Here is a 10,534-nt window from a genome sequence, read left to right as displayed (position 1 = left end):
GCCTCATACGTCCATGGCGTTCCGAGGGCGCTCGACGAACTGGCCGCGCTTCGCCGCCACATGGTTCAGACGACACCTTTCGAGTGATGACGAGGAGCGACCGGAAGCGCGGAGGCGGGCGGCAGGCCCCGCCCTTGGCGCCGGGCCTGCCGGCGGCCGTCACGCTGCTCCACGGCCGGACCTGTCCGGGCCCGGTGACGCGTCCGATCAGGTCCTCCCCGGCGCAGTCGTGCACCGGGCCGACGCCCGCGAGGAAGGCTTCCGCCGTGACGAACCGCAGAACCTCCCGCCGGGCGGCCGGCGTGCGAGCGGCCTCTGCCCTGGTGCTCACCGCGCTGGTGTCCGCCCCACTCGCCTGTACCGCGCCCCTCGGCCCGGCAGCCACCGGAGTCCGGCGCGCGGATCCGGCCGGCGCCGCCACCGGCGAGACGGTACGCACGGACGCGGGCCTGGTGCGCGGCACCCGGTCGGGCGCGTACCGGATCTTCCAGGGCATCCCGTACGCCGGGGCCCCCGAGGGAAAGCACCGATGGGCCCCGCCCCGCCCGGTGCGGCCGTGGAAGGGGGTCCGGGACGCGACCAGGCCGGGCCCGCTGTGCCCGCAGGTCGCCTCACCGTACGCGCCGATCTCCAGTACGCAGGAGGACTGCCTGGTCCTGAACGTCACGACGCCACCGGCCTCGGAGCAGCGGCGGCCCGCTCCTGTGCTCGTATGGATCCACGGCGACGGCTCCGTGGGCGGCGGCTCCTTCTTCGACGGACGCCGCCTGGCCGAGCGGGGACTGGTCGTCGTCACGATCAACTACCGTCTCGGGGTCTTCGGCGGCCTCGCCCTGCCCGGCCTGGAAGGGGCCGGTACCTTCGGCCTCCAGGACCAGCGAGCGGCACTGACCTGGGTGCGGAACAACGCGCGCGCCTTCGGCGGTGATCCCGGCAACGTCACCGTGGCCGGGGTGTCGTTCGGCGCGTCCGCCATCGCCGGGCACCTGACGTCCCCCGCGTCCCGGGGTCTGTTCCACCGGGCCGTCATGGCGAGCGGTGAGGCCATGATGGACATGCCGGCCGGCGCGATGGGCCCGGACGTACCGGGATACCCGTGGTACGTCTGGCGGACGGGCCGGGAGATGGAGGACATCACCACCGAGATGACCTCGCCCCTCGGCTGTCGGGACGACCGCCCGGAACGCACCCTCGCCTGCCTGCGCGCCCTGCCGGTGGAGAGGATCCTCGAGGTGCCGCACATCATGAACGCCTTCCAGGCGTTCGGACACGGCAACGCCACCCTGCCCGAGCTGCCGCCCACGGCCCTGCGCGCCGGCCGTTTCCACCGCGTTCCCGTCCTGTCGGGCGCGACCCGCGACGAGCACCGCGTGTTCGTCGGGATGTCGTACGACGCGGTGGGCAAACCGTTCACCGAGGCCGACTACGACCGCGCCCTGCGCACCGCGTTCGGCGAGCCGGCGGCGGAGCGGGTGCGGGCCGAGTACCCCACGACCGCCTACCCGTCACCGGGGCTGGCGTGGGCCGACGTGATCACCGATCGCATGTGGGCGCGCGGGACACAGGCCCAGAACGACGTGCTGGCATGTCATGTACCGCTGTACGCGTACGAGTTCGCCGACCGGAACGCGCCGATGTTCCTGCCGCTCGGGGGCGGGTTCGACTTCGGCGCCTACCACGCGGCTGACACCCCCTACCTGTTCGAGGACGAGGCGGCCGAGCCGTTGTTCACCCCGGCTCAGCGCCGCCTGTCGGCCACGATGACCGAGTACTGGGCCGCGTTCGCCCGCACCGGCGCGCCCCGCGGCACCGGCCTGCCCGCCTGGCACCCCCACCGCCCGGGCCCCGTCGGCCGGCCGTACACGCAGTCGCTGGCGCCGGGGCGCATCGGGCCCGTCGACTATCGCCGCGAACACAACCTCGACTTCTGGAACGGCATGCCCTGACACGGCCGATCGGGTCCCACGGTCGCCGGGGGACAGGGAGAACGCGGCGGGGTGGCCGAGCCGGTCCTGGCCGCCTCGGCCACCCCGCCGCGGCCGCCACCCGGCCCGCGGTCGGAGAGTTCCGCCGCTCTACTTCAGGTAGGGTCCGGCGGTTCCGATCTTCCCGGGGCCGTTCAGGACGTAGACCCGCAGATTGCCCTTGCCGGGTGCGGCCACCGTGAGCCTGCCGTCGGTGACGGTCCGGGTGTCGCCGGTGACCGCGTCGGTGTAGGTGCCGTCGGGGACACCCGTGAACGTGGCGCCGCCCGAGACGGTGATCAGGGCGAAGCTGTCCGTGCCGTTCGCCGTGTAGCGGCGTTTGAAGGCCATGTCGCCGGTGATGCCGTCCGTGGAGTACTGGCCCGTCTGGAGGGCGGGGACCGCCCGGCGGATCTGGTTCAGGCGCTGTACGTGCTTGACCAGCGGCTGCTGCAGCGTCGCGGCCACGGCGCCGGAGGCCGAGTCGACCCGGGAGAAATCGGATGACTTCACCTCGCCGGCGACATGATCGCCGTAGTACGCCCTGCCCGTCGTGGCCAGGGGGCAGCTCGGGCCGCAGTCGATCCTCTTGCCCTTCTGGAACTCGATCTCCGAGCCGTAGTACAGGGTGGGGATACCGCGGAACGTCCACATCAGGGACATGTTCTCGGCCCAGGCGTCGGTGCCGCCGGTGTAGCGTTCGCCGCTCTTGTTGGGGCCGTAGTCGTGGCTGTCGACGTAGACGACGTTGTACGTGGCGTCGTTGTAACTGTCGTCGGAGTTCTTGCCGTTGTGGAAGGCGTTGCTCGCGTCACCGAAGTTCATGTGCATGCGCATGTCGATGACGTTCATGCCGGAGAAGCGGCTGTGGTCGGGGGCGTGGTAGGCGTTGCCCTCCAGGAACGCGTTGGTGGACGTGGGCTGGTTCCCCGTGCCCTGCTGCTGCTCGTACTCGTACATCTCCAGGGCGGCCCGCGCGTCGTCGGCGCTGTACTCCTTGCGCTCCTTCCAGGTGAAGAACTGGGCGGAGTGGTTGACCGAGCCCCGGTTCCACTTGTCGTTGACGAAGGCGGCGACCTCGCCGAAGACGAAGAAGTTCTTCGCGGCCTCGGCTCCGTGCTGCTGGGTCACGCGATCCTGGATGGCGGGCAGGAAGCGGCGGTTCCAGGTGGTGCGCGGGATGTGGACGGCCGTGTCGACGCGGAAGCCGTCGACGCCCATGTCGATGTACTTGTTGTAGGCGCCGATCAGGTAGTTCTGCACCTGGACGTTCTCGGTGTCGAAGTCGGCGAGGTCCTCGTGCAGCCAGCAGGAACGGGAGTCCTCACCCTCCCAGTTGCCGATCCAGCAGTCGTGGTAGAGCGCTTTGGGGAACATGCCGGACGTGGGGCTGGGCCACTGGCAGTTGTAGAGGGTGTAGCCCTCGGGGCTCTTGCCGCCGGTGGGCTTGCCCCAGTTGACGCAGGTGTTGCCGGACGGTTCGGCGGTGGACCAGAGGTCGCCGTTGTAGTAGGACTTGCCGGTCCTGGGGTCGACGGTCAGGCCGTCGTACTCGAATCCGGGCTGCTTCTCGTCGTAGTACCAGCTCCACTGGGAGTCGCGGATACCGTAGACGGTCGGTGTGAAGAGGCCCTTGGCGCCCCAGCGGGAGGAGTGGTTGTAGACGACGTCCTGGTAGATCTTCATGTCCTTGGCGTGGGCCGCGTCGATGAGGTCCTGGTAGGAGGCGCCGGCGGACTCCAGGCGGGGGTCCACCTTGTAGAAGTCCCAGCCGTGGTAGCCGTGGTGGTCGTAGTCCGAGCGGTTGAGGACGACCGGGGTGATCCACACGGCGGAGAAGCCGAGGCCCTTGATGTAGTCGAGCTTGTCGACCAGGCCCTTGAAGTCCCCGCGGAACATCGGGTCGTCGTGGGCGGCGTTGCCGGACTTCTCGTGCTGGCTGCCGCCGCGGTTGTTGGAGCTGTCGCCGTCATTGAAGCGGGCGGTGAGGACGAAGTAGATCGGGTCCTTGCGCGGGTCGGTGCCAAGTGGCTTGCCGGCCGCGGGTGTCGGCGGCTTTGAACCGGTGGTCGCCGTGGCCGCGGCCGAGGCGCCGGACACGTTGCCGGCGGCGTCCACGGCACGGACGGTGTAGGTGTAGGCGGTCTTCTCCTCCAGTCCGGTGTCCGAGAGGACGGTGGAGCCGACGTCGGTCACGAGATTGCCCTTGGTGCCGCCGGTGCGAGTGACCTGGTACTTGGTGACGCCCCTGTCGTCGGTGGACGGCTCCCAGGTGAGCACGACGGACACGCCGTCGGCCCGTGCCGTCACCCCGGCGGGAACGCTCGGTGTCTCCGTGTCGGGCACCTCGTCGGCGCACGGGTCGTCGGCGTTCTCGGTGACCGTGTTGTCGGCGACGGTGGTGACGCCGCTGGGCAGGGTGTAGTCGGCGCCCTTGTTGTTGTCCCACACGCCGTTGCCGTTGTTGAACGCGGCTTTCATCGAGGTGGCCGTGCCGAGGTCGATGTCCTTCTTCCACCAGCCCGTGCACGCGGCCCGCATGCCGGCCCCCGGTACGTCGGTCCATGATCCGCCCGCCGGCCGGTAGTGGATGTTGGCGGTGGTCCAGCCGAGGGTCCGGGTGGAGTAGTAGACGGTGGCCAGGTTGCCGTCCCCCGGCGTCGGGTCCGGGTCCGGGTCCGGGTTCTCACCGCCGTCACACGGGTCGGAGTGGGCGATCACGCCGTCCTTGACCGTGATGTTCCCGGTGCCGAGGGCGTAGTCCTTGCCGGAGTTGTTGTCCCAGGTGCCCGAGCCGTTGTTGAAGGTGGCCCGCAGGCCCTCCGCGGTACCGAGGGTGACCGTCTTCTTCACCCAGTCGGTGCACGCGGGCTCCATCGCCACGCCCGGGACCGCGGTCCAGGCGCCACCGTCGGGCGCGTAGTGCAGGTTGTACCGGTCCCAGTTCTTCGTCTTCGTCCAGTAGAAGACGGTCGCCGTGTTGTCGGCCGTGGCGGCGGCGGAGTCGGTTGTGGGGGAGGGGGCCGCCGGGGGGACGGAAACCAGCCCCAGGACGGCACCGACGGCCACGGCTGCGGCCGGCGCCCGTCCGGGCAGCCGTGTGCGGATGCGTCTCATGCGTGTCTCCTGAGAAGGCGGGCGGTGGGGCCCGCGGTCGACCACGGCGTCCCCGCCGTGAAAGTCCGGTCGGAAAATTGCAGAAAGCACTTACGGCAGCCGGAAGTTACCCGTCCGCGAGGGCGCCGTAAAGGGGTCCTGCTTCAACCATCTGCTGCGCGGTCGTGGGAAGCGAGCGCGGCGTCACTCTTCTGATGTGGCGTCACCAGCCGTCAGAAGAGGCGGTGTTCGGAGGGTTGACGGTAGTTGAACGCTGCCCTTACGGTCACGACCGCAACCCCTTGCAGACATCTTGCTGCAACACATTGCAAGGGTGGGCCGATTCCCCAGTCACCCTCGGCCCCGCCCGGGACACCCGCATCCTCACACGGGAGACTCCATGCACCGGAGTACCAGCAGAGCACGCAGAACCACCGCGGCGACGCTCGCCCTCACCGCCGGCGTGGCCGCCGGTCTCGTCGCCACCACCGCACCGGCGCAAGCGGCGCCGCCCGGCGACAAGGACGTCACCGCGGTGATGTTCGAGTGGAAGTTCGACTCGGTGGCCAAGGCGTGCACCGACACCCTCGGCCCGGCCGGCTACGGCTTCGTCCAGGTCTCCCCGCCGCAGGAGCACATCCAGGGCGGGCAGTGGTGGACCTCCTACCAGCCGGTGAGCTACAAGATCGCGGGCCGCCTCGGTGACCGCGGGCAGTTCAAGAGCATGGTCGACACGTGTCACGCGGCCGGTGTGAAGGTCATCGCCGACTCGGTCATCAACCACATGGCGTCGGGCAACGGCACCGGCACCGGCGGCACGTCGTACACCAAGTACAACTATCCCGGCATCTACTCGTCCAACGACTTCGACAACTGCACCTCCAAGATCAGCGACTACCGCAACCGCTTCGACGTCCAGGAGTGCGAACTTCTCGGCCTCGCGGACCTCGACACCGGCGAGGACTACGTACGGGGCAGGATCGCGGGCTACCTCAACGACCTGCTGTCCCTCGGCGTCGACGGCTTCCGGATCGACGCGGCCAAGCACATGGCCGCCGGCGACCTGGCCGACATCAAGTCCCGGCTCAGCAACCCGAACGTGTACTGGAAGCACGAGGTCATCCACGGTGCCGGCGAGGCGGTCTCCCCGCCCGAGTACCTCGGCAGCGGCGACGTCCAGGAGTTCCGCTACGCACGTGACCTCAAGCGCGTCTTCACCGGCGAGAACCTCGCGTACCTGAAGAACTTCGGCGAGAGCTGGGGCTACATGGCCTCGGGCAAGTCCAACGTCTTCGTCGCCAACCACGACACCGAGCGCGAGGGCGACACCCTCACCTACAAGAACGGCGCCGACTACACCCTGGCCCACGTCTTCATGCTGGCCTGGCCCTACGGCAGCCCCGACGTCCACTCCGGGTACGAGTTCACCGACCGCGACGCCGGCCCGCCCAACGGCGGCCAGGTGAACGCCTGTTACAACGACGGCTGGAAGTGCCAGCACGCCTGGCGCGAGATCTCCTCCATGGTCGCCTTCCGCAACACCGCCCGCGGCCAGGCCGTCACCGACTGGTGGGACAACGGCGCCGACCAGATCGCCTTCGGACGCGGCTCCAAGGCGTACGTCGCCATCAACCACGAGGGCTCCTCGCTGACCCGCACCTTCCAGACCTCGCTGCCCGCCGGCGACTACTGCGACGTCCAGTCGGGCAAGGGCGTCACCGTGGACGGCTCCGGCCGCTTCACCGCCACCCTCGGCGCCAACACGGCCGTGGCCCTGCACGTGGGCGCCCGCACCTGCGACGGCGGCACCGACCCCGACCCCGACCCGGTGACCGACGGTGTCTCCTTCGCCGTCAACGCCACCACCAGCTGGGGCCAGGACATCTACGTGACCGGCAACCGCCCGGAGCTCGGCAACTGGAACCCGGGCAGCGCCCTCAAGCTCGACCCGGCCGACTACCCGGTGTGGAAACTGGACGTGGAACTCCCCGAGGGCACGTCCTTCGAGTACAAGTACCTCCGCAAGGACGCGTCCGGCAACGTGACCTGGGAAAGCGGCGCCAACCGCACGGCAACGGTCACCTCGACCAAGCCGGTCCTCAACGACACCTGGCGCAACTGACACACTCCCGGCCGACGCTGCCGTACCGGACGCCTGCCCTGCCAGGGCAGGCGTCCGGCTGGATTCTCGCCCGCCACGGCGGCTTCGACTGGTCCGGCGTCGCACTGGTCCGCCCGGCACGAGGCGGCGGCGCCGGACCTGCTCATGGAGGTCCTCGGCCGAGTCAGACGTCGAGCCCGCCCGCCGCGAGCAGATCGGAGACGTCACTCAGCAGTTTCCTGCCCAGCTCCTCGGCGGTACCGAGACGTGTCTCGAAGTCCCGGAGGCCCCGGAAGACCTCGGCGTAGGCTTCCTGCTCCCGCAGAGGGAGTTGGAGCACTTGCAGGCGCCGGATGTCGACCCGGGACGAGCTGGAGGCGTGGGTGCCGGCCTGACGTCCGTTGGAGGGCGCGCGCAGACAGCCGGCGAGGAAATACGCGTCGAGTTTGGCCGCGTCCACCCGCAGGGCGTACAGCTGTGGTCCCAGGGCCGTCGGGGGCCCTTCGTGTACCCATGCCCGGTACGCGCGTACGACACCGGCGACCACGACGTCGCCCTTCTCTACGATCACGGGCGCCGATCCGGCGGTGACGAGCCCGCTGGGAGTGCCGTCCGTCAGCAGGTCGGCAACGGTGAGGAGAGGCATGGAACCGCCGCCGGGTGCCGTCGTGTCGCCCGACGTCTGTTGTCCGGAACGCAGCGACAGAGCACCGGCTTTGACGAGATCGCCCACGCTGGTCGTGGTCTGGGGCGCGTCGGTCGAGAGCCTCAGTTCGGACAGTCGTCCGGCTCGATGGGCCAGGTCGGTCAGCACCGTCCCCGCTTCCCGCCAGGCCGCCGCGAGCTCCAGGCCGGTCGGTTCGGCGGTCACCGACGCGTAGCGTCCAGGGGTGACGTCCACCTCGTCGTCCAGGAGTTCTATGAGAGGAACACGGACGGCTCCGTCCGGCAGGTCGGCCGCCGGGTGGTCGAGGGTCTCCAGCGCGGAGAGGGCGAAGGCCCGCAGCGGTTCCCAGTGGGGACCGGATTCACGCGTGCCGGTCCTGGCGAAGCGTGTCGCGTCGACCAGGAGTACGTCCTGTCCGGGTGGAACCGTGGCCGTGCCGTCCGGTGCCGCCCTGAGAACCCACAACTGGAGCGAGACACTGTGCGGCTGGGCGCTGCCCGGCGGCAGGGCCACCACGGCACGGAGTGCGCCGGTCCGCAGCAGGGAGCCCCGGATGCGTCGGCCCGCCTTGCGCGAGGCGACCGCCGGAGGCAGGACGACGACGGCCGCCCCGCCCGGCTTGAGGTGGGCGAACAGGTGCTGTACCCAAGCCAGTTCAGGCTCGGTCCGCGGGGGGAGACCGTGCGTCCAGCGTTGATCGGTGGCGAGTTCCGCGTAGCCCCAGTCACGTTCGTTGAATGGCGGGTTGCAGAGGACGATGTCCACCCGCGCTCCGGCGAACGGATCCTCGCGGAGAGCATCCGCCGTGGCGATCTCCGTACGGACGTCGTGGTCGTCCGTGAGGAACGCCAGCCGTGCGGACGCCAGCGCGGCAAGGGCGGGATCCCGCTCGCACGCCAGCACCGACAGCCCCGAGCCCGCCCCTTCCTCTATGGCCGCAGCCGCCAAGTGCCCTGTTCCGCACGCCGGGTCGAGAACGGTGAGCTTCTCGTCGGCTGCTTCGCCGCTCCCGCCGCCACGGACGCCGAGCGCGATCCGCGCCATCAGGGCGGCGAGTGGCGAAGGTGTCGTACTCAGCTGACGTACATGCGTCTCGAGCCATCGTTGCAGCAGGAACTCGAACGTCTCGCGCGCCCCCTCGTGCCGCCCCAGCTTCGCCGCCTCGTTCGCCAACTCCTCGGCCTCCGCCGTGAGTTCAGCGCGCGATCCACGTGTCCGGGGGGAGCGCATGCGGTGGGCCGCCTCGGCGATGGCCAGCCCCGACTCGTCCCTGCTGCCCAGTGCCTCGAACCGTGGCCACAGAAGCTCGCGCCCCCCGATGGAGTCGAGTTTGCCGTTGTCCCTCAACCACTGCTCGACCTCGGCCAGGGAGAACTGGGGGCTGACGTCCGTACCGCCGATGCGTGTGGGAAAGGAGTCATGGCGCCGCCGCCAGTTGCTCACCGCGGCGCGCCCCACGCCGGCGATCCGGGCGATCTCGGCGAGGCTGACGGGTACGGAGTCGGTTGTACTCATCGACAGTCTCCGAGGTGCTGGGGCTCTGGTGTGCGGGCCGGCGGTGGACGGGGTCTCTGGATGGCTATATATGAGAGGCTACTACGCTCATTGACTTTGTTCACAGCGTAAGAGCCCGAGTTGCTGTGCGGGAAGTGTGGAGGACGGGAGCAATGCAGGAATTCACGCCGGGAACGGTGCTCCTGGACCGTTACCAGCTCACATCGGTCCTCGGTCGCGGTGCGATGGGCCGTGTCTGGCAGGGGCGTGACCTGCGCCTGGAGCGACCCGTGGCCGTCAAAACGGTCGCGGCGGAGCTGCTCGCCGTCCCCCGGAGCAGAGAAGAGGCGTTGCGGCGCTTCCGGCGAGAGGCGAAGGCCGCGGCGCGCCTCCACCACCCCAACACGACCACCGTCTTCGACGCGTCGATCACGGACGAGGGCACCTGCTGCCTGGTCATGGAGCTGATCGAGGGCACCACCCTCGAATTCCTCTTCGACCAGCAGGACGACGGCCGGTTCGACGTGCCCACGGCCGCCGCCGTTGCCGCCCAGCTGTGCGCCGGCCTGTCGGCCGCCCACGGGGCCGGCCTTGTCCACCGCGACCTCAAGACCCAGAACATCATGGTCCGCGCGGACGGCATGGTGAAGATCCTGGACTTCGGGCTGGTGAAGGTCCTGACCGACACGGACCCGCGCCTGACCATGACCGGCGAGAGCATCGGCAACATCGCGTGCGCCTCGCCCGAACTGCTCTCCGGCCAGGACCGGCTCGACGGACGCAGCGACCTCTACGCCGTGGGCTGCCTCCTGCATCACATGCTCACCGGCGAGACCCTCTTCGCCACGGACCAGCCGGCCCTGCTGGCGAGCCATCACCTGAGCTCGCCGCCGCCCGCGATCACGGACGCGGGCGTCGATGTCCCCCGCCCGCTGCGGCACCTGGTCACTGCCCTGCTGGCCAAACACCCGGACGACCGGCCCACCTCCGCCGCCGAGGTGTACACGGCCCTGGCCCCCTACCTGCCGGCACCCAGCCCAGAGCTGGCCGTCCGGCCCGCCGCACCGGAGGACCCCCGCCGCCCCTTCCTGGTCCCGCAGGGACCGAGCCCCGTGTGAACGGTGCGAAGATGACCGCGTCGACCGGGCGCGTGCGCAGGTGCGTGGCCTCGCCCGGACACAGGGGAGTGAAGGGCGCCAGGGGCGCCGGGAC

At 70.0% G+C, this 10,534-nt stretch carries 5 protein-coding genes; 3 read left to right on the top strand and 2 right to left on the bottom strand.

Annotated elements, in window-relative coordinates:
- The first annotated feature begins 266 nt into the window (after positions 1–266).
- The gene (locus ACZ434_RS13600; RefSeq protein WP_468455100.1) at positions 267–1,946 is read left to right on the top strand and encodes a carboxylesterase/lipase family protein; all 1,680 of its coding nucleotides are present in this window, start codon (positions 267–269) and stop codon (positions 1,944–1,946) included.
- Between the two features lie 129 nt (positions 1,947–2,075).
- On the opposite strand, the gene ACZ434_RS13595 is transcribed toward ACZ434_RS13600, so the two are convergent.
- Entirely contained in the window at positions 2,076–5,081 is a 3,006-nt protein-coding gene (locus ACZ434_RS13595; protein WP_468455098.1) for a carbohydrate binding domain-containing protein, read from the bottom strand.
- A gap of 379 nt (positions 5,082–5,460) precedes the next feature.
- Here ACZ434_RS13595 and ACZ434_RS13590 point away from each other — a divergent pair, with 379 nt between their 5' ends.
- Positions 5,461–7,182 carry a carbohydrate-binding module family 20 domain-containing protein gene (locus ACZ434_RS13590; protein ID WP_468455096.1) on the top strand — a complete coding sequence of 574 codons (1,722 nt, stop codon included), beginning with the start codon at positions 5,461–5,463 and terminating at the stop codon, positions 7,180–7,182.
- 163 nt (positions 7,183–7,345) lie between these two features.
- Here the strand turns inward: ACZ434_RS13590 and ACZ434_RS13585 are convergent, their stop codons facing one another.
- On the bottom strand, positions 7,346–9,343 hold the full coding sequence (locus ACZ434_RS13585; protein WP_468455094.1) for an N-6 DNA methylase: 1,998 nt from the start codon (positions 9,341–9,343) through the stop codon (positions 7,346–7,348).
- A gap of 152 nt (positions 9,344–9,495) precedes the next feature.
- Between ACZ434_RS13585 and ACZ434_RS13580 the strand changes: the two genes are divergently transcribed.
- Positions 9,496–10,440, top strand: a complete 945-nt coding sequence (locus ACZ434_RS13580; protein ID WP_468455092.1) for a serine/threonine-protein kinase — start codon at positions 9,496–9,498, stop codon at positions 10,438–10,440.
- Positions 10,441–10,534 lie beyond the last annotated feature (94 nt).

The organism is Streptomyces sp. NPDC030893 (assembly GCF_055571535.1).
Note: the sequence above shows the minus strand (reverse complement) of the source record. Positions and strands in the feature narration are given on the sequence as shown.

Excerpts from the sequence above, each read along its gene's own strand:
- ACZ434_RS13595 (WP_468455098.1), bottom strand. The coding sequence starts at position 5,081 with ATGAGACGCATCCGCACACGGCTGCCCGGACGGGCGCCGGCCGCAGCC.
- ACZ434_RS13590 (WP_468455096.1), top strand. The coding sequence starts at position 5,461 with ATGCACCGGAGTACCAGCAGAGCACGCAGAACCACCGCGGCGACGCTC.
- ACZ434_RS13585 (WP_468455094.1), bottom strand. The coding sequence starts at position 9,343 with ATGAGTACAACCGACTCCGTACCCGTCAGCCTCGCCGAGATCGCCCGG.
- ACZ434_RS13580 (WP_468455092.1), top strand. The coding sequence starts at position 9,496 with ATGCAGGAATTCACGCCGGGAACGGTGCTCCTGGACCGTTACCAGCTC.